Origin of the sequence: Nocardia gamkensis NBRC 108242 (assembly GCF_001612985.1) — a bacterium.
Taxonomy (GTDB): Bacteria; Actinomycetota; Actinomycetes; order Mycobacteriales; family Mycobacteriaceae; genus Nocardia; species Nocardia gamkensis.
In genome coordinates, this window is record NZ_BDBM01000030.1 from 45549 (window position 1) to 65170 (window position 19622).

18 protein-coding genes are annotated in these 19622 nt (G+C 69.9%); 3 read left to right on the top strand and 15 right to left on the bottom strand.

The window, feature by feature from the left end; translation table 11 throughout:
• Window positions 1-66 precede the first annotated feature (66 nt).
• Entirely contained in the window at window positions 67-4185 is a 4119-nt protein-coding gene (gene hrpA / locus NG1_RS22970; RefSeq protein ID WP_062973978.1) for an ATP-dependent RNA helicase HrpA, read from the top strand.
• 1 nt (window position 4186) lies between these two features.
• On the opposite strand, the gene nrdR is transcribed toward hrpA, so the two are convergent.
• The 3 genes from nrdR to NG1_RS22985 form a co-directional block, all read right to left on the bottom strand.
• Window positions 4187-4657 carry a transcriptional regulator NrdR gene (nrdR, locus tag NG1_RS22975; RefSeq protein ID WP_040867881.1) on the bottom strand — a complete coding sequence of 157 codons (471 nt, stop codon included), beginning with the start codon at window positions 4655-4657 and terminating at the stop codon, window positions 4187-4189.
• Between the two features lie 206 nt (window positions 4658-4863).
• The gene (locus tag NG1_RS22980) at window positions 4864-6117 is read right to left on the bottom strand and encodes a hypothetical protein (RefSeq protein WP_062973980.1); all 1254 of its coding nucleotides are present in this window, start codon (window positions 6115-6117) and stop codon (window positions 4864-4866) included.
• A 125-nt stretch (window positions 6118-6242) separates the two neighbouring features.
• Window positions 6243-6701, bottom strand: a complete 459-nt coding sequence (locus NG1_RS22985) for a hypothetical protein (RefSeq protein WP_062973982.1) — start codon at window positions 6699-6701, stop codon at window positions 6243-6245.
• A 269-nt stretch (window positions 6702-6970) separates the two neighbouring features.
• Between NG1_RS22985 and lexA the strand changes: the two genes are divergently transcribed.
• Together lexA and NG1_RS22995 are read left to right on the top strand one after the other, a co-directional pair.
• Complete coding sequence (gene lexA, locus NG1_RS22990) at window positions 6971-7693, top strand: transcriptional repressor LexA (RefSeq protein WP_062973984.1); 723 nt, start codon at window positions 6971-6973, stop codon at window positions 7691-7693.
• Between the two features lie 141 nt (window positions 7694-7834).
• The gene (locus NG1_RS22995; protein ID WP_062973986.1) at window positions 7835-9865 is read left to right on the top strand and encodes an ArnT family glycosyltransferase; all 2031 of its coding nucleotides are present in this window, start codon (window positions 7835-7837) and stop codon (window positions 9863-9865) included.
• A gap of 76 nt (window positions 9866-9941) precedes the next feature.
• On the opposite strand, the gene NG1_RS23000 is transcribed toward NG1_RS22995, so the two are convergent.
• From NG1_RS23000 to NG1_RS39250, 12 genes are all read right to left on the bottom strand, one after another.
• Window positions 9942-10355, bottom strand: coding sequence for a hypothetical protein (locus NG1_RS23000; RefSeq protein ID WP_062973988.1), 414 nt, complete (start codon window positions 10353-10355; stop codon window positions 9942-9944).
• Between the two features lie 29 nt (window positions 10356-10384).
• A complete protein-coding gene (locus NG1_RS23005) occupies window positions 10385-10894 on the bottom strand; it encodes a DUF2231 domain-containing protein (RefSeq protein ID WP_062973990.1) in 510 nt (169 codons plus the stop codon).
• Window positions 10895-11605: 711 nt separating this feature from the next.
• Window positions 11606-12349 (bottom strand): DUF6390 family protein, encoded by a 744-nt coding sequence (locus NG1_RS23010; RefSeq protein ID WP_062973992.1) that lies wholly within the window; start codon window positions 12347-12349, stop codon window positions 11606-11608.
• Complete coding sequence (gene nicT, locus NG1_RS23015) at window positions 12346-13416, bottom strand: Nickel transporter NicT (protein WP_210750219.1); 1071 nt, start codon at window positions 13414-13416, stop codon at window positions 12346-12348. The genes NG1_RS23010 and nicT overlap by 4 nt, the downstream gene beginning before the upstream one ends.
• An 85-nt stretch (window positions 13417-13501) precedes the next feature.
• Window positions 13502-14578: a hydrogenase expression/formation protein HypE gene (hypE, locus tag NG1_RS23020; protein WP_062973994.1), complete on the bottom strand. Its 1077-nt coding sequence runs from the start codon at window positions 14576-14578 to the stop codon at window positions 13502-13504.
• Window positions 14571-15683, bottom strand: a complete 1113-nt coding sequence (gene hypD, locus NG1_RS23025; protein ID WP_062973996.1) for a hydrogenase formation protein HypD — start codon at window positions 15681-15683, stop codon at window positions 14571-14573. Before hypD ends, hypE begins: the two co-directional genes overlap by 8 nt.
• Window positions 15680-16006, bottom strand: a complete 327-nt coding sequence (locus NG1_RS23030; protein ID WP_062973998.1) for a HypC/HybG/HupF family hydrogenase formation chaperone — start codon at window positions 16004-16006, stop codon at window positions 15680-15682. The genes hypD and NG1_RS23030 overlap by 4 nt, the downstream gene beginning before the upstream one ends.
• A gap of 16 nt (window positions 16007-16022) precedes the next feature.
• Window positions 16023-18389 (bottom strand): carbamoyltransferase HypF, encoded by a 2367-nt coding sequence (locus tag NG1_RS23035; RefSeq protein ID WP_062974000.1) that lies wholly within the window; start codon window positions 18387-18389, stop codon window positions 16023-16025.
• On the bottom strand, window positions 18386-18628 hold the full coding sequence (locus NG1_RS23040; protein WP_040867901.1) for a HypC/HybG/HupF family hydrogenase formation chaperone: 243 nt from the start codon (window positions 18626-18628) through the stop codon (window positions 18386-18388). The genes NG1_RS23035 and NG1_RS23040 overlap by 4 nt, the downstream gene beginning before the upstream one ends.
• A gap of 2 nt (window positions 18629-18630) precedes the next feature.
• Window positions 18631-19137 (bottom strand): hydrogenase maturation protease, encoded by a 507-nt coding sequence (locus tag NG1_RS23045; protein ID WP_062974002.1) that lies wholly within the window; start codon window positions 19135-19137, stop codon window positions 18631-18633.
• A gap of 13 nt (window positions 19138-19150) precedes the next feature.
• A complete protein-coding gene (locus tag NG1_RS35000; protein ID WP_063910407.1) occupies window positions 19151-19468 on the bottom strand; it encodes a hypothetical protein in 318 nt (105 codons plus the stop codon).
• Between the two features lie 22 nt (window positions 19469-19490).
• Window positions 19491-19610, bottom strand: coding sequence for a DUF6893 family small protein (locus NG1_RS39250; protein WP_373686191.1), 120 nt, complete (start codon window positions 19608-19610; stop codon window positions 19491-19493).
• Between the last annotated feature and the right edge of the window lie 12 nt (window positions 19611-19622).

Genomic DNA, 19622 nt, shown 5'->3' on the forward strand with positions numbered 1-19622 from the left:
TCGGCCACCGGCCGCGGTGGCTGGTGGAAAAATCCGCTGGCGGATTTCGCTAGGCTGGTCGATGCAATGACCAGGACAGCCGCCACCGACTCCCGCGAACTTCGCACCCGCTTGGCGAATCTCTCCCTTCGCGACGAACACCGGTTGCGGCGCAGGCTCGACAAAGCGCGCGGCGGCGACCTGGGCGGGGTGGAAGCCGAGATCGCGGCCGCCGAACTGCGGGTCGAAGCGCGGCGCGCGGCGGTGCCGGAGATCCGCTATCCGGAGCAGCTACCGGTCACCGCCCGCCGCGAGGACATCGCCGCCGCCATCGCCGAGCACCAGGTGGTGATCGTCGCGGGCGAGACCGGCTCCGGCAAGACCACCCAGATCCCGAAGATCTGCCTCGAACTCGGCCGCGGCGTCCGCGGCACGATCGGGCACACCCAGCCCCGCAGGCTCGCCGCGCGCACCGTCGCGGAGCGGATCGCCGAGGAGCTGGGCACCGAACTCGGCGACGTCGTCGGCTACACGGTGCGGTTCACCGACCACGCCGCCGAGCACACCCTGATCAAGCTGATGACCGACGGCATCCTGCTCGCCGAGATCCAGCGCGACCGGCTGCTGCGCCGCTACGACACGATCATCATCGACGAGGCGCACGAACGCAGCCTCAATATCGACTTCCTGCTCGGCTACCTGAAGCAACTGCTGCCCCGCAGGCCCGACCTCAAGGTGATCATCACCTCCGCGACCATCGATCCCGAGCTGTTCGCCCGGCATTTCGCGGACGAGCAAGGCACTCCCGCACCGATCGTCGAAGTCTCCGGACGCTCGTATCCGGTGGAGATCCGCTACCGGCCGCTCTCGCTGGAACTTCCGGGCGCCGCCGGAGACGAAGACGACGAGGACACCCGCATCGTCGACCGGGACCCGGTGGACGCGATCGGCGACGCGGTGACGGAGTTGTTCGCCGCGGGTGACGGCGACGTGCTGGTGTTCTTGTCCGGTGAACGCGAGATCCGCGACACCGCGGACGCGCTGCGGGATCTGAAGCTGCCGCGCACCGAGATCCTCCCGCTGTACGCCCGGCTGTCGGCCGCCGAGCAGCACCGCGTGTTCGCCTCGCACACCGGGCGCCGGGTGGTGCTGGCGACGAATGTCGCGGAGACCTCGCTCACGGTGCCGGGCATCCGGTACGTCGTCGACCCGGGCACGGCGCGGATCTCGCGCTATTCCATGCGGACCAAAGTGCAGCGGTTGCCGATCGAACCGGTGTCGCAGGCATCGGCGCGGCAGCGCTCCGGGCGTTGCGGTCGCGTCGCCGACGGCATCTGCATCCGGCTGTATTCGGAGGACGACTTCGAATCCCGGCCCGTCTTCACCGATCCGGAGATCCTGCGCACGAACCTGGCCGCGGTCATCCTGCAGATGACCGCGCTCGGCCTCGGCGACATCGAGAACTTCCCGTTCGTGGAGCCACCGGACCGCCGCGCCATCCGCGACGGCATCGCCCTGCTCGAAGAGCTCGGCGCCCTCGCGCGCCGGGACGGAAAGTCCCGGACGGACGGCGACGGCGCGACCGCCTTGACGCTGACCCCGATCGGCCGCGACATGGCGCAGCTGCCGGTCGACCCCCGCATGGCGCGGATGCTGGTGGAGGCGCAACACACCGGTTGCCTGGCCGACGTGCTGGTCATCGTCGCGGCGCTGTCGATCCAGGATGTCCGGGAACGGCCCGCCGAGCAGCAGCAGGCAGCCGACACCGAACACGCGCGCTTCACGGTCGAGGGTTCCGACTTCCTGGCCTACCTGCGGCTGTGGGACTACCTCGGCGGGCAACGGAAGTCGTTGTCGTCCAATCAGTTCCGGCGGCTGTGCCGGGAGGAGTTCCTGCACTACCTGCGGATCCGGGAGTGGCAGGACCTGCACGGGCAGCTGCGCACGATCACCAAGGGCCTCGGATGGTCGGCGCGGGCACAGGACTCGGCGAGCCCGGCGGAACCGGACCGAACCGAAGCGGCCGCGCCGGACGGCAAGCAGGGCAACCGATCACGCCGCAGCCGGTCCACGCGCGGGGGCGACGGGCGCCCCGGCGCCGAACGTGGCCGGGGCGCCACCGCGGCGACCGTCGCGGACAACGACGGACTCCCCTGGGATTCCACCGCCATCCACCAAGCGCTGCTGGCGGGCATGCTGTCGCACATCGGCGTCAGGGAAGCGGAATCCCGGGAATTCCTCGGCGCGCGCAACGCCAAGTTCATGATCTTCCCCGGCTCGTCGCTGGCGAAGAAGCCGCCGCGCTGGGTGATGGCCGCCGAACTGGTCGAGACCTCACGGCTGTGGGGTCGGATGGCCGCGAAGATCGAGCCCGAATGGGCCGAGCGGCTCGCGGGCGACCTCGTCAAACGCGTCTACTCCGAGCCGCACTGGTCGGCCAAGCGGGGCGCGGCGCGCGCCTACGAACGCGTCACGCTGTACGGGATTCCGCTGGTCACCGGCAGGCCGGTGGACTACGGCCGGATCGACCCGGAGTTGTCGCGGGAGTTGTTCATCCGGCACGCCCTGGTGCAGGGCGAGTGGCAGACCCGCCACGAGTTCTTCCACCGCAATCGCGCGCTGCTCGACGATGTGGCCGACCTGGAGCATCGTGCCCGCCGCCGGGACATCCTGGTCGACGACGAGGTGCTGTTCGCGTTCTACGACGAGCGCCTGCCCGCCGACATCGTCTCGGTGCGTCACTTCGACAGCTGGTGGCGCACCGCACGCCGGGCAGACCCCGAGCTGCTGAATTTCTCCACCTCCATCGTGGTCAACGAAGGGGCGGCCGCACTGGACCCGGCGGCTTTCCCGGACTCCTGGCGCCAAGGCGAACTCGCCTTCCCGCTCTCCTACCAGTTCGAGCCGGGCAACGAGGAGGACGGCGTGACCGTGCGGATCCCGGTGGAGCAGCTCGCCCACGTCCGCGCCGTCGGCTTCGATTGGCTGGTGCCGGGCATGCGCGACGAACTGGCCGCCGCTCTGATCAAGACGTTACCGAAGACGTTGCGACGCAGCGTCGTCCCCGCACCCGACTTCGCGGCCGCCGCCCTGGCGGCGCTGACCCCGCGGGCGGAGCCGCTGCGGGCCGGGCTGGCGCGCGAGCTGTCCCGGCTGGGTTCGGTGTCGATCGCCCCCACCGACTTCGACGTCTCCGCACTGCCCGACCACCTGCGCATGACTTTCGCGGCCATCGGCGACGACGGCGCCGTGCTCGCCCGGGACAAAAGTCTCGCCGCGCTGAAAACCCGCCTGGCCGAGCAGGTTTCCGCCTCCGTCGCCCGGGCCACCGCGGGAGCCGAACGCCCGCCTGCCACGGTGTGGACCTCCGAATCGCTCGGCACCCTCGCGCCGACGGTGCGGCGCGAGGTGGCGGGGCAGACCGTCACCGGATACCCGGCGCTCGTCGCCGAAGGCGACGGCGTGGCGGTCCGGGTGCTCAGCTCCCCCGCGGAGCAGGCCGCCGCCATGCGCCTCGGCACCAGAGCGCTGCTGCTGCACACGCTGCCCGCTTCGGCCCGTAGCTCCACCGCGGGCCTGTCGCCCGCGGATCGCCTTGCCCTGAGCCAGAATCCGTATGGCTCGCTGGAGGCGCTGCTCGACGACTGCCGCGCGGCTGCCGCCGACGAACTGCTCGCGGCCGCCGGCGGGCCGGTGCACGACCCGGCGGAGTTCGACGCGCTCGTCGCCCGGATCCGTCCGGATTTCGCCGCCACCGTCGCTCGTTATGTGCGCCTGGTCGTGCCGGTGCTCGCGGGCGCCCACCAGGTTTCGGTGGCGCTGGCGCGAACGAGCGAGCGCGACATCGTCGAAGACGTCCGTCATCAGCTCGACAACCTGGTGTTCCGCGGCTTCGTGTCCGAAACGGGCGCGGCCAGGCTGCGTGAGCTGCCGCGCTACCTCCAGGCGGCGGTGGCGCGACTGGAGGCGTTGCCCGGCTCGGCCGTTCGCGATCGGCAAGGCATGGCCGAACTCGATCGGGTGCTCGCCGCCTATGACCGCTTGGTCGCGTCGCTCCCGCAGAGCCGCAGGCACGCGCCCGCGGTCACCGAGATCTGGTGGATGATCGAGGAATTCCGCGTCAGCCTGTTCGCGCAGAAGCTCGGTACCCCGTTTCCGGTGTCGGCCAAGCGAATCGAGAAGGTGATCGCCGCGGTGCGGCGCTGAGTCAGTCGGCGGCCGACAGCGCTTCGGCGCGTGCCTGGCGCATCTCCCGAATCTCGCGTTCGAAGTCCTCGGCCGAGGTGAACGACCGGTAGACCGAGGCGAACCGCAGGTAGGCCACCTCGTCGAGATCGCGCAGCGGGCCCAGGATGGCCAGCCCCACCTCGTGACTGGGCACCTCGGGAGATCCCTTGGCGCGCACCGCGTCCTCGACTTGCTGCGCCAGCAGGTTCAGCGCGTCGTCGTCGACTTCACGACCTTGGCAGGCCCGGCGCACACCCCGGATGACCTTTTCGCGACTGAACGGCTCGGTGACGCCGCTCCGCTTGACCACCGACAGGATGGCGGTCTCCACGGTGGTGAACCGCCGCCCACACTGCGGGCAGGCGCGACGCCGGCGGATGGCCGCGCCTTCGTCGGCCTCGCGCGAGTCCACCACCCGGGAGTCGGGGTGTCGGCAGTACGGGCAATGCATCCGAGAAATCCTTCGTCGATGCGCGTGCTCGCGTCCGGACCGGGCACCGATCGGGGCGATCGGTCCGGCGAGCCCGTGTACAGAGGTCTATACCCCGGCACCAGACATTCCTCGTGCGACACGCGGAATACCTGCATAACACTTCGAGGATACCCGTCCGGGTTCCCGATTTGCCGCACTCACCCCCGCTGCCGGACGCGGCTTCCTCATCCGGCGATCTGCCAGTGCGCGGTCAAGTCGGCGAGGAGGTCCGGCAATCGGGCGGCGAGGCGGCCACGGGCCAGCTTGCCCCAGAACGCCTCGCCGAGGACGGCGCCCGCCACGGCGGGGTCGGTCTCCATATCGATATGGCGGGGCACCAGGTCACCGGTGATGTAGTGCCAGCGCGTCTCGCGATCGGCCCAGTTGAAGCCGGGCAACGGCATGCGGAGCGTGAGGCTGCGGCCACCTACCTCGGCGCCGACCACCGTGGGGGCGTACACGCCGGGCGCGCGGACGCCCGGCACTCCAGGTTTGCCCGCGATGGTGCTGACATAGGTGAGCACGCGGCCGATCGGCGCCCGGCCCGCCGACGTCTCGTCCCACTGGTCGGCGACGACGTGGTTCTGTTCCCGATCGGTCATCCGGATCAGCGCGTCGATGTAACCGTCCCTGGTGCCCGAGGCGATCGACTGCCACGCCGCGTGGATGTCGTCATCGAGCACACCAGCCGCGTACATCTCGTCGATCCCGCGCATGCCCAGCGCGACGTAGGCTTCGTGCATCGGCACCAGATCCGTGAAGATGTGCTTCTGCATGATCATCAGGCGGGTCTGATACCAGGCGACGTCCGCGGCGCTCAGGCGGGAGCCCTCGGTGGCGAGCAGCCGGATGTCCTCCGGCAGCGCACGCGTCAATTCCGGCGGGGTCGCGCGCAGCAGATCGGCGACCGCGTCGCCGAGCCGATGGATGCCGGGCACGTCCAAGACCACGCCCACATCACCCATGTCGAAGAATCCGGAGGCGAACGACCCGCCCGCGATGCCGGCCAGCCCCGCCCAGTAGAACTCCGGGTGGCGCGTGGCCAGCCGCAGATAGTTGACGTAGACCTGGTTGAAAGTGCGTTCGTTCGCACGCGGGCCCTGCGCGGGATCCCAGGCCGCCAGATCGATATCGGCGTTCCCGGTGGCGATCACCAGCCAGTACTGGTGCAGCAGTGTCGCGTAGCGGCGCGGCGCCACACCGTCGGCCCGTGCCTGCCGCAACGCCTCGGCGAGATCCGATTCGTTCAGTGGCAGAGCGGGACCGAGTCCGCCCGCCCCCGCACCGTCACCGTTGACGGAGGGCAGGTCCAGATAGGCCGCGTACGCGGGTTCCGCCCGGGCGATCGAGGCTGCGCCGAGTCCGAGGACCAGACAGAGGGACAAGGCGGCCGCGCGGAGGAAGAGGCGAACCGAGCGGCCTGCGCTGAGGAGTGTCATGTGCTGAAAGATCCCGACATCGTTCGGGCGGTGTTGCCCGGATCACGTTTTCAGCACGGTAGCAACACGTTCTAGTTTGTCGATCAACAAATCCGGCCGCCCAGGGTGGCCGAATTCCCTTCCGCTCAGCGTGAAATGCCGCCCACCGGCGCACCCGGGCCGTCCACCACCGCCGGTACCGGCCGACCGGCATCACCGCCCCACTCGCCCGCCCGCACATGCGCCAGAGCGATCAGCCCCGCCACCACCAAGGCGGTGACCAGCGCGGTGACGGCGAGGACGGCGAACCCGATCTGCGCTTGCTCGACCCGGCGCATCGGGTGTTCACCATGAGCACGCCGCCGCGCGAGCGGCCGCGAACCCCGGTCGTAGGCGACCGCGCCGGCACGGGGACGCGCCCCGGGCGGGCGCCGATCGGCCGCTGATCGGTGCACGGGTGCCAGTGCGCGGGCACGCGCACCATCACCCAGCAACTGCCGGGCGGTCTCGTAGCCGAGATCGTCCCGATCGGGATCGGCGGGGCGCTCGGGTCGCGCGACCGCCGAGCCGAGGGAAGGGGTGACATCGCTGATCGCAGTGCTCATCGGACAAACCTCCGTGATAGGTGCTCCGGTCGGCGTTCGAGCTGTTCGAACATGTGTTCAGGGGCTATTCGCTCATGTGTTCGAAGAACTGGTGTTCGATTTCTACCACGCGTCGCCGACAAAGTCAGCAGGAACACCCGACATGCGTCGAACAGATGTTTGATCCAGCGGCGCGACCGGACTAGATTCGAAGAACCGAAGACACGACAGGCCATGAGGACACATGCCGGGCACCGACCGGCCTGGCACAGCAGGAAAGGGCGGTTGCGGTGAGGCAGACGGACGACACGGGTGACGAGAGCGGCGCCGACGCGGCGGGTAGCGGAGCGGATCTCACCGTGCGTCAGCGCAAAGTGCTGGAGGTGATCCGCTCCTCGGTGAGCGAGCGCGGCTACCCGCCGAGCATCCGGGAGATCGGTGACGCCGTCGGCCTCACGTCCACCTCGTCGGTCGCCCATCAGCTGCGCGCCCTGGAGCGCAAGGGCTACCTGCGCCGCGATCCGAATCGGCCACGCGCCGTGGACGTCCGGGGCCTGGACGAGGTGGTGCGGTCGGTGACCAGCCTGCCGGCCGCGGCGGTCGACGACGGTGAGATCACCGTCGACGTCGACCGTCCCGTCCCCACGTTCGTCCCGGTGCTCGGTCGCATCGCCGCCGGTGGCCCGATCCTGGCCGAGCAGGCCGTGGAGGACGTCTTCCCGCTGCCGCGCGAGCTGGTCGGCGACGGTTCCCTGTTCCTGCTGAAGGTGGTCGGCCAGTCCATGATCGACGCGGCGATCTGCGACGGCGACTGGGTGGTCGTGCGACAGCAGAACGTCGCCGACAACGGCGACATCGTCGCGGCGATGATCGACGGGGAGGCCACGGTGAAGACCTTCAAGCGCACCGGCAAGGACGTCTGGCTGATGCCGCACAACCCCGTCTTCGAACCGATTCCCGGTAACGACGCCCAGATTCTCGGCAAGGTCGTCACGGTCATCCGCAAGATCTGACGGTTTCATAGGAACGGCGAACGCCGACCGTGCGCTGATGCGCGCCGTCGGCGTTCGCCGACCGGCACAAGGCGTGACACTCACAGCTGATTGCCAGCTGATGCGCAGGCGATTCACCAGGACGCTTGCGAAGCTCCAGCGGTGACAGCGATTCCCGCCGTGCCCGATGCGCATCCGATTGCCACCCGCGCCGGATCGGCCGGCTTACCGCCCGCGCGAGGGTGGGAGCGCGCGGGGCTGCCTCTCCTGCTGATCGGGACCGCGGTCGCGTACCTGTGGCACATCACGGTCAACGGGATGGGCAACGACTTCTATGCCGCGGCAGCCTGGTCCGGTGCAGGGAACTGGAAGGCGGCGCTGTTCGGTTCCCTCGATCCGGCCAACTTCATCACCGTGGACAAGCCGCCGGTGTCGCAATGGGTGATGGGCGTATCGGGGCACCTGTTCGGATTCGGCAGCGCGAGCATGCTGGCGCCGCAGGCGCTGATGGCCGTGGCCGCGGTGGCATTGCTGTACGCGATGGTCACCGAGGCGACCGCCAACCGGGCCGCCGGTCTGCTGGCCGGAGCCGTTCTGGCGGCAACGCCGGTGGTGGCGTTGATGTTTCGATTCAACAATCCGGATGCCGTGATGGTGCTGCTGATGACCGCGGGCGCGTACTGCACGCTCCGGGCGGCGCGGCAGGCGAGCGCGCGCTGGCTGATACTGGCGGGCGTCGCGCTCGGGTTCGCGTTTCTGGCGAAGATGCTCGAAGGGCTCATGGTGCTGCCCGCTTTGGCGCTCACCTATCTGATCGTCGCGCCGGCTTCGGCGCGAAAACGCCTGCTGCACTTGTCCGCCGCCGCGGCGGCGCTGATCATCTCCTCGGGCTGGTATGTCCTTCTGACGGTCCTGTGGCCCACCACCGCGCGGCCCTACCTGGCGGGCTCGACGAACAACACCTTCATGGATCTGGTGCTGGGCTACAACGGGTTCGCTCGTTTCCTGGGGCACAATCACCGTGGCGGCAACCGGTTCGCACTGCCGCCCGGATACGAGATGCCACCGGCCGCCGGGCATACCGGTGGCGGGTTCGCCGGATCGAGCGGACCGAGTCCGGTTCGCCTGTTCAGCGGCGAGATCGGATTCGAGATCTCCTGGCTGCTTCCGGCTGCCCTGCTCGCCTTCGTACTGGTGCTCGTCTCCCGTGGGCGGGCGCCTCGCACCGACCCGATGCGTGCGGCCGCATTGGCTTTCGGGTTGTGGCTGATCGTCGACGGCGTCGCGTTCACCGTGATGCGCGGCGGCATGCATGCCTACTACACGCTGGCGATCGGTCCCGCCGTGGCCGGGATGTTCGCGATCGGGGTGGCCGAGATGTGGCGGCGGCGGTCCGCCGCGTTCGGCCGAATCGGCGCCGCCGCACTGGTGTTGACGTCGGGTCTGTGGGCGTTCGTCCTGCTCGACCGCAACCCCGAGTGGCTGCCGCCCCTGCGTTGGACACTCGCGGTGGTCTCGACGGTGGCGGCGGTCGCTCTGGTCGCCGCCGCGTTCCCCGGCGGGGCGCGGCGGGTGCGGGCCGGAGCCGTCTCGGTGCTCGTCGTCTCGGGGGTGCTCGCAGGCATCGGCGGATCGACGGCGTACGCCGCGGCCACCCTGCCGCAGGCGCATACCGGGGGCAGCCCGACCGTCGGCCCCGCCGAGCCCGCGGCTCCGGATCCGGTGAACGACGTCCGCCGCGAGGTGACCTCGTTCGTGAACGGAGAGGTCGAACCTCGACTTTCCGCGCTGTTGCGCGACACCTCCACGACCTGGTCGGCCGCTGTGGACCGCTCCTCGGTCGCCGCGTCGCTCGAACTCGCCAGCCACACCCCGGTCGTCGCCATCGGCGGTTTCACCTCCGACGACCCGGTACCCACCCTCGACGAATTCCAGACCATGGTCCGCACTCATCAGGTGACGTACTACCTCGCGCAAGAGGTGCGGTTGCCCGATTCGTGGCGTGTGCCCGGCCGGGCCGAGGCGCCCGCCGGGCCGGGTCCGGACAACGGATGGTGGCGCCCGGCCGGGCACGAAGACATCGCCGAGTGGGTGTCCGCGCACTACACGGCGGTACACATCGGCAATGTCGCCGTCTACGACCTCACCGCGCAGGCCTGCGCCGATGCACCCGGAAGGGCCTGCGCGAAATGATCGGACAGCCCCGGCAGTGCCACCGCCTGCACCACTGGTGATGGCGCGTTCCGGTGGCGGCCGGTACGACGGGGTGTCAACTCGTGCCCACACCGAGTGCGGTCAGCAGCACCAGCACGACGGTGAGCACGGCCAGCACGCCGTGGCCCGCGACGATGGCGACGGGAAAGTGCCCTTCGGGAGGTTCTGCCGTACCCGCCGAACGGGCACGGTAGGTGGGCAGCCAGCGCAGCAGCATCGCGAATCCGAGCAGCGCGACGGGGATCAGCAGTACGAACGCGACCCACGCCAGTGCGTCCGTGTCGAGGACGAGGTACAGGATCCAGCAGATCAGTCCGGCGACGGCGAGCGTGAAGTGACCGAACACGACCGGCACGGGCAGCTGGGTGGAACTCGGTTGCCGCGTCCCGCCCCGGGCGATCCACGTGCCGAGCATGAAGAAACCGCCGCCCGCGGTGAGCAGCCAAGAAACCAGTGCGGCGATGCCCATGGTGTGCCTCCTGAGGGATGCGAAGGGATTCAGTGGGTGAAGCCGCCGGCTTGGGTGGTTTCGTCGGCGACCCGCACGCCGTAGCGATAAGCCAGCTTGCCGCCGAGATACCCGGAAATGGCCAGCGTCACCAGGCTCGCCGCCGACAGCGCCAGCGGACCGGCCGGGACCGCGACCGCGAGGTCCGCACCCCGCCGCCACACGAAACCCAGCGCATATGCGACGGTCACCAGCAAGTTGAGGGTCATGTGCAGCAATCCGGTACGGAAGGCGGGCGTACCGGTCGGGATCGCGAGCAGATCGAGGAACCCGATCGTCGCGGCGATCAAGGCGCCCAGCACGCCGATCGCGATCAACCAGGACGATCCCTCGACCAAGAAGTCCGGATCGTCGACGAGGCGGGACGCGATGTCGAACACGAAACTGGCGACCCAGGCGCCGATGGGGACGGTGACCAGTATCGGATGGAACGGATGCCCGTACGGACCGGCCAGCACCGCACTCACCGGCCGCTTTCCCTGCCGTGGATCGCCGCTCATCGCATACCTCCGCCGAGGTCGATCAGGTCGATGACGAAAGTAGTCTTACCCGCCGCGCGGGACATTCACACCGCGCATCGGGTCGACCACAATCGACCCCGGGGTCGATTCTCGGCCGGCGAATACTCGGCGCGTGACGCGCTGGTTTTGTGGCACCGGTACAGTGACCGAAACACACGCACGCCACACCGAGCCATCATTCGACTTTCCGCCTGTGGAACGGCCACTACATCATTGGCAACATCGGCATCTGCATGCCGGGGAACATGCGATTCCACCAGTCGCGTGCCATCCCCATCATCTGATCCATCACGGTAGTTCACCTCCCTTCAACAGGACTCGAGAAGCAGGTCAGCTCATCGGCCTCGAAGGTGGGGAAACGCGCTCACACGCCGCGATAATCACCGGGAAACAATTCCTGGGTTGCAATGAATTTTCCGCCCGGGTGACCATTGGCGAATTCACGCGGCACTCCTCGCGGTCGGGATCGACAGCTGTGTACATTCTACTCCGAGCACGGTTGCCGAAAAACGTCGTCGCGCCTTACGAATTCGCCGAACCGTCGAGGGCCGGGCATTTCCACCGATCGGACCTTTGCGTCCGAATGGAACATCGCCATAGGCCTCGGACGACGACGGCGACCTTGTCGGGGCGATGAAGCCCGCCGCCACGAATTCGGCGTTCGTGATCGGCGGCGCGGCACGGAGTTCGTCAGCTCGCCGGGCTCCGCCGCGCGGCCAGCCGCCGATTGGTGACCTCCAGCTGACGCACCGTGCCCGACTCCAGAGCCCGCACCCCGGCGTCGTCCAGTCGCCCGCACAGCCGCCCCCAATGCACCGCGACCCGCTCCCCCGCCGCCACATCCGGCAGCGCCGCGTACCCGTCCACCCGGATCGGCACGGACTCGGACGTCTCCGCCGACAGCGTGAGGCGTTCTCCGTCCCAACGGAGCCTGCGGCAGCGCAGCGAGACCTCGCCGCCGCTGCGGTCGAGGACCGTTCCCCAGGTGATCCGGCAGCTGTCGAGGATGTGCAGGGGATGCGCGTTGCCGTGCCGGAGCAGCCGCGACCACGGGTACACACCGAAGACGTGGAAACAATGGTTGGCCGCGGCTTCCTCGGCCAACCGCGGGGTCAGATGCGTCCAGTACCCGCCCGCGACCGGGCCGAGCAGACTCAGCAGTTCCGCGGTGAACTCACGGGGGTCCAGGCTCGCGCCGACTCCACCGCCCAGCCAATAGGATTCGACGAGCCTGCGGTCCAGCGGATCGGCGATGCCGGTCATCCGGGCCATCACCCGCAGGTAGGGCCACGCGCCGGTGAACCGGCGTGCCACCGCGCGCACCTGTTCTTCCGAGCCGTCCCGCAACGCGACCGCGTCGGGTGGCCCGCAGTAGCCGAGCCGGTTGGGCGCGTAGGCGTACCGGGCGAACATCTCCGCGCCGCCGCCCGTCATCGGCACGGCCTTCCACCGGCGCGCTCGACGGACCAGCGCTGTTCGAGCCTGCCGAATCGCCACACCGCCACCGCCACCGCCCAGGTGAGCACGAACAGTCCGGCGATCAGCAAACCCATGGCGCCGAGATCCAGCCCACCGACCCAGGCCACCGGACCGTCGGCGATGCCGAATTCGTCGGCCAGCACCGAGATCATCTCCTGCGCGCCGATCAGCAGGGCCACCACGACCGACAGCCCCGTGACGACGATGTTGTAGTAGACGCTGCGCAGCGGCCCCGCGAACGCCCACCCGTACGCGTAGTTCATGAACGCGCCGTCCAGCGCGTCGAACAGCGTCATTCCCGCCGAGAACAACACCGGCAGCACCAGGATCGCGTACCACGGCAGGGCGGTCGCCGCCGCGCCGCCCGCGATCACCAGCAGGCTCACCTCGGTGACGGTGTCGAAGCCGAGGCCGAACAGCAGTCCGACCGGGTACATCTGCCACGGCGCGCGCACCGCTCGGGTCAGCGGGCCGATCACCCGCTGCAAGGCGCCGCGGTCGTCCAGCTGCCTCCGCAACGCGGCCTCGTCGTACGTCCCGCGACGCATGCCGCGGAACACCCGCCATATCCCGATCAAGGAGACCAGGTTCAACAGCCCGATGGCGAGCAGGAAGGTTCCCGAGACGCCGGTTCCGAACACCCCGGTCCAGTGGTGCAGCCCGGACTGCTCGTCCCGCAGGTTTCCCGCCAGCGCCTTGACGCCGAACGCCAGTAGCGCGACCAGGACGAAGACGATGGTGGAGTGGCCGAGGGAGAACCAGAACCCCACCGACAGCGGCTTGCGCCCGTCGGCGACCAGCTTGCGGGTGGTGTTGTCGATGGCGGCGATGTGGTCGGCGTCGAAGGCGTGCCGCATCCCGAGCGTGTACGCGGTGACACCGAGACCGACGCCGAACACCGCACCGTCCACGACGTACCCGCCGGGGACCACGACCAGCAGCAGTGCCGCCCACCCGAGGACGTGCAGGGTGACGACGACCGCCGCCATCCCCGTGACGCCGCGCCGCTGCCGTCCGTCCAGTGGGCGGCGCGCCGCCGAGGGGCTATCGGCGATCCGAACGATGATGCACACCTCGCCTTCTGGCTCGGGACCGTTGCGTCCGCGGTCAGCAGATTCGCGGTAATTGCTCGCCCGCGGGCAGGTCCACCACCCGGGTCCCGCCGAGCGCGGTGCGGGCCACCACCATGCCGGGATGTTCGGCGACGCACCGGCCGATCGCCGCGGCCTGCGCACCCAGCGGGTGTTCCCGCATCGTCGCGAGCACCCGATCGGCGTCCTCGGGTGCGACGAACGCCAGCAGCTTGCCCTCGTTGGCCACGTACATCGGGTCCAGGCCGAGCAGCCCGCACGCGTCGCGCACGCCGTCGGGCACCGGCAGCTGCCGCTCGTCCAGGGATACGCCGACCCCCGCGGCGCGGGCGATCTCGTTGAGCGAGGCCGCGACGCCGCCGCGCGTGGGGTCGCGCAGCACGTGCACGTCGGCGCCGGTGGCCAGCATCGCCGCGACCAAGCCGTGCAGCGGCGCGGTGTCGCTGAGCACGGTGGTGCCGAATTCCAGTCCTTCGCGGCAGCTGAGCACCGCGACACCGTGCACGCCGATGTCACCGCTGACCAGCACGACGTCACCCGGCCTGGCGCGCTGCGGCCGGATGTCGACCTCGGGAGCCACCACGCCGATTCCCGCGGTGTTGATGTAGATCCCGTCTCCGTGTCCGGCGTCGACGACCTTGGTGTCGCCGGTGACCAGCTGGACTTCCGCCGCCAGCGCGGCGGTGCCGACCGCCTGCGCGATGCGCGCGATGTCGGCCAGCGCGGTGCCCTCCTCCAGGATGAACGCGGTGGACAGCACCATCGGACGCGCACCGGACATGGCCAGATCGTTCACCGTGCCGTTGACCGCGAGCTCACCGATGGTGCCGCCGGGGAACACGATCGGTTTCACCACGAACGAGTCGGTGGAGAAGGCCAGCCGCGCGCCGTCGAGCGTGACCACCGCGGAGTCGCCGAGGTCGGCGTGCGCGGCCGAGCCGAACGCGGGCAGGAACAGATGCTCGATCAGTTCGCCGGACATCGCTCCGCCGCCGCCGTGGCCCATCACGATGTTCGGCGCGTCCCGCAGCGGCATCGGGCAGACCCAGCCCTCCACGTCGATCGCCACGGGAGCGGCGCCGTCCTCACGCATGGGCCACCTCCGCGGGCAGATCGAGCCGCCGGTACAGGTAGTAGGCGGCGCACGCGCCTTCGGAGGACACCATGGTGGCGCCCAGCGGGTTACGCGGTGTGCACTGCTTGCCGAAGGCGGCGCACTCGTTGGGTTTGATCAACCCTTGCAGCACCTCACCGGAACGGCAGATGGCCGATTCGGCGGTGTGCAGGTCGCCCACGGCGAAGCGGTGTTCGGCGTCGAATTCGCGATAGCGATCCGACAGCCGCCAGCCGCTGCGCGGGATCACGCCGATGCCCCGCCAGGCTCGGTCGGTGACCTCGAAGACGTCCTGCAGCATGGCCTTCGCCGCGGGATTGCCCGCCGCGGACACCGCGCGCGGGTAGGCGTTCTCCAATTCGTGCCTGCCCGACTCCAGTTGCAGCACGGTGCGGCGGATGCCCTCCAGGATGTCCAGCGGCTCGAACCCGGTGACCACCATCGGCACCTTGTACTGCTCGGCCAGCGGCGGATACTCGTCGGTGCCCATCACGGTGCAGACGTGCCCGGCGGCGAGGAACCCCTGCACCCGGCAGGTCGGCGACTCCATGATCGCGGCGATGGCGGGCGGGACCAGCACGTGCGACACCAGCAGCGAGAAGTTCCGGATGCCCAGGCGCTTCGCCTGGTACACCGTCATCGCGTTGGCCGGAGCGGTGGTCTCGAAGCCGATGCCGAAGAACACGACTTCCCGGTCGGGATTCTCCTTGGCCAGGTTCAGCGCGTCCAGCGGCGAGTACACCACCCGGACGTCACCGCCTTCGCTCTTGACCCGGAACAGGTCCTTGGCGCTGCCGGGCACGCGCAGCATGTCGCCGAACGAGCAGAAGATCACGCCCGGCTGCGCGGCGATCTCCAGCGCCTTGTCGATCACCTCGAGCGGCGTGACACAGACCGGGCAGCCGGGGCCGTGGATCATCTCGATCTGGTCGGGCAGCAGTTGGTCGATGCCGTGGCGGATGATCGAATGGGTCTGTCCGCCACAGACTTCCATGATCGCCCAGCGGCGGCTGGTCGCGGTGCGGATCCGATCGAGCAGGCGCTGGGCCAGCTCGGGATTGCTGAATTCGTCCAGGTATTTCATGACCGGGCCTCCGGTTCCTCGCGTGATTGCTCGGCGGCTGGATTGTCCATGCCCGCCTGCTTCGCGGCGATGGCGAAACCGTCGCCGAATTCCTCGTTCAGTACGCCGAGGTGCTCGAACTCGGCCAGGGTCCGCAACGCGGACTCCTCGTCCAGCCGCTGGATCGCGAAACCGACGTGGACCACGACGTAGTCACCGACCGCCGCGTCCGGGATGTATTGCAAGCAAACATCCTTGTGCAAGCCGCCGAAGTCGACGACCGACATCAGCGTGCCGTCCCGCTCGTGCAGGCTGAGCACTTTTCCAGGTACCGCAAGACACATCGTTGCTCTCCTTCGCTCATCCCTCGCTGCACGCGAGGAGTTGCCCGAACGCGAGGCCGCCGTCGTTGGGCGGCAGTCGGTGGTGGGTGATCACGGTGAAGCCGTTGTCGCGCAGCAGCGCACACGAGCGCGCGAGCAGCAGGGCGTTCTGGAAAACGCCGCCGGACAGGGCGACGACCGTCGCCGGGGCGGCGTAGCGAGCCGCGAGCTCGAGCACCAGCCGGGCGACGGCGGCGTGGAACCGGGCGCCCACCACCTGCGCGGGTGCGCCCGCGCGCACGTCGGCGACCACATCCGCGAGCACCGGTGCGGGATCGATCAAGGCGGGATCACCGTCGACCAGTGGGAACCGGTACGCGGTGGCGCCTTCGGCGCCCGCCCGGGACAACCCTTCCAGCTCGATGGCCGCCTGCGCTTCGTAGTCGACGACGTGCCGCACGCCGCACAGCGAGGACACCGCGTCGAACAGCCGGCCCATGCTCGACGTGGGAGCGCAGCCCCAACCGGTCCGGAACTGGTGGGCCAGTACCGAACGCTCGGCGGGCGGACATGCCGCGACCGCCGGAATGTCCTCGGTCCACTCGATCCCCGCCGACCGAAGATGCGCCAGCGCCATGCGGTAAGGCCTGCGCACCGCGAGATCGCCGCCTGCCAGCGGCACGTATTTCAGATGGGCCAGGCGGCGATAGCCCTTGTAACCCGCGAGCAGCACCTCACCGCCCCACACCGCCGCGTCCGGTCCGTATCCGGTGCCGTCGAAGGCGATGCCGACCACCTGCTCGCTCGGGCCGAGTCCGTGCTCGCCCATGACGGCGGCGATGTGCGCGTGGTGGTGCTGGACGGTGTACACGGCTCGCTCACCCGCGTGCCTGCGCGCCCACGCGGTGGAGCGGTAGCCGGGATGCGCGTCGGCGACCAGTTGGGCGGGCCGCACCCCGGTGAGTTCCGCGAGGTGGCGCTGGGCCGCGTCGAAGGAGCGCAGCGTCGCCAGATCGTCCATGTCGCCGATGTGCTGGCTCAGCCAGGCGTATCGACCGTCGGCCACCGCGCAGGTGTTCTTGAGGTCGGCGCCGACGGCGAGCGTCGGCGGCAGTGGAACCGGTAGCAGCAACGGCAGCGGCGCGTACCCGCGCGAGCGCCGGACGGGCAGTTCGCGGCCGTCGAGCGAACGCACCACCGAGTCGTCACAGGGCACCAGGATGCGCCGGTTGTGCGTCAGCCAGCCGTCGGCCAGCCCGGCCAGCCGGGTGCGGGCGTCCTCGTCCTGGTAGCAGATCGGCTCGCCGCCGAGGTTGCCGGAGGTCATCACCAGCACCTGCGGGCCGGGCGGGTCGCCGGGCAGACCGAACAGCAACAGATGCAGCGGGGTGTAGGCGAGCATGACGCCCAGGTCCGGGTTGCCCGGCGCCACCGAGGGAGCCGGGATCGGGCGGTATGCCCGCGCCGCGCCCACCGACGCGATGTCTTCACCCGGCCGAGCGGTGCGGATCGAATCGGCTGCGAACAAGGAGGATTCCCCGGCCGCGGACCGGCGAGCGAGCAGCACTATCGGGCGAGCCGGACTGGTCAGCAGCGTCGCGGCGGCGTCGTCGACGGCGACGATGGCCCTTGCCGTGGCGAGATCCGGCACCATCACGGCGAACGGCTTGTCCCCGCGGCGTTTGCGCCCGCGCAGCTGTGCCACGGCCGTTTCGTCGGTGGCGTCGCAGGCCAGGTGGTATCCGCCGATCCCTTTGACCGCCAGGATGCCGCCCGCGCGCAGCAGCTGCCGCGCGGCCGTCAGCGGCGCGCCGGCTCCCGGTCCGGTGTACGCGAGCGTGGGACCGCAGTCGGGGCAGGCGATCGGCTGCGCGTGGAAGCGGCGGTCGGCGGGATCGGCGTATTCCCGCGCGCACCGGGCACACATGGCGAAGTCGGCCATCGACGTCCGCTCGCGGTCGTAGGGCAGACTCGCGATGATGGTGAAACGCGGACCGCAATTGGTGCAGTTGACGAACGGATGGCGATAGCGGCGGTCCCCGGGATCGCGCAACTCGCGTTCGCAGTCCGCGCAGATCGCGACATCGGGAGAGGCCAGCGTGCGGCCACCGCCGTCGCGGGTGGTACCCGCGATGTGGAAGCCGGTGCCGCCACGCACCGGGATGTCGGCCTGCTCGACCGCCTCGACCACCGCCAGCGGCGGCGGGCGCAGCCGCAGCCGCTCGGCGAACCGGTCCAGATCCGGCGGCGCTCCCTCGATTTCGATGACGACGCCACTGCTGTCGTTGCCGACGCTGCCGGACAGGGACAGCTCGGCGGCGGTGGTGTAGACGAACGGGCGGAACCCGACACCTTGGACCACACCGCGCACGAGCAGACGACGCCGCAGCCGCTGGGTGGTCATGGCAGGTCTCCGCGTTGCAGCAGGCGCAACCCGTCCAGCGCCGCCGTGGCCCCGGCCTCGTCGGTCTTCTCCACCGCGAAGCCCATGTGGATGATCACCCAGTCACCCGGCCGGGCCGGATCCTCGTCGAGCAGGCCGATGTTCACCTTCCGCTGCTCGCCGGACACCTCGACCAGCGCGATCTGGCCGTGGTAGCCGTCGGGGATCGCCAGCACGCGTCCCGGGATGCCCAGACACATCGTCAGTCCTCCTGTCGTGCTGTGGCCCGCCGCAGCGGCTCGGAATCATCGGGTGCGCCGGCGGACAGCAACTCGGCGAGCACGCCGCCCACGGCCGCCACGGCCTCGTCCAACGCCGCGGCGACCGGCTCGGACAGGCCGATGCCCTCCGCCACGCAGGCGACCTGGCAGCCGATCACCACGGTGGGTGGGAGCGCACCGCCCAGGGCGCGCACCCCGGCGAAGACCGCGTCCGGGCTCATCGCGTGCGCGTCGAGATGCGCGGCGCCGGTGTCCTCCGGCGCGGCGGCGAACACCTCGATCCGGCCGGGTGCGCCGCGATCGGGCAGCGCGTCGATCAGGACCAGCGCGGCCCAGGGGTCCAGCAGGTCGTAGGCGAGGTGCATGCCCCGGATGCCGTAGTCCACCGCGCGCACGCCCGGGTCGGGGTGGGGCGGCAGCCGCCGCACCACCTCGGGTCCGAATCCGTCGTCGCCGAGGAAGATGTTGCCGATCCCGGCGATCAGCACCGCGCCCGTGGATTCACCCCTCTTCCTCGGTCGGCGTTGTCGCGCCGCCCACCCGCGCGTCGTCGACCTTTCCGGTCGCCGTTTCGGAGGGGGCGTTGGCGGTCTCCTTGCGCTCGTCGTAGGGAGGCGCCGCCGATTCGGTGCCGGGCGGGGCTTGCGAGGTGAACTCGGTGCCCTTCTTGGCGTCGTCGGAGTGCGCGGAGGTCATCTCCTCGTGATCGATGTGCCCCGGCTCCCGATCCGCCGGACCTCCGGCCGCGACGTCGGCGCCGGTGTCGCGCGAACCCGGCGCGCCCCGTGCCGATTGCGGCTCTTCGCGATGCTCAGCCATGATGCTCCTTTCGGGTCGGCCGCTACATGTGCCGGATCTTGAGGTAACGCCGCAGATCCGGGATCGAGCGCAGGCCGAGATACACTCCCGCCGCCACCAGCACGGCGACGACGGTTGTCGACACCACTCCCACGGTTTCCATAGCGGACTTCCT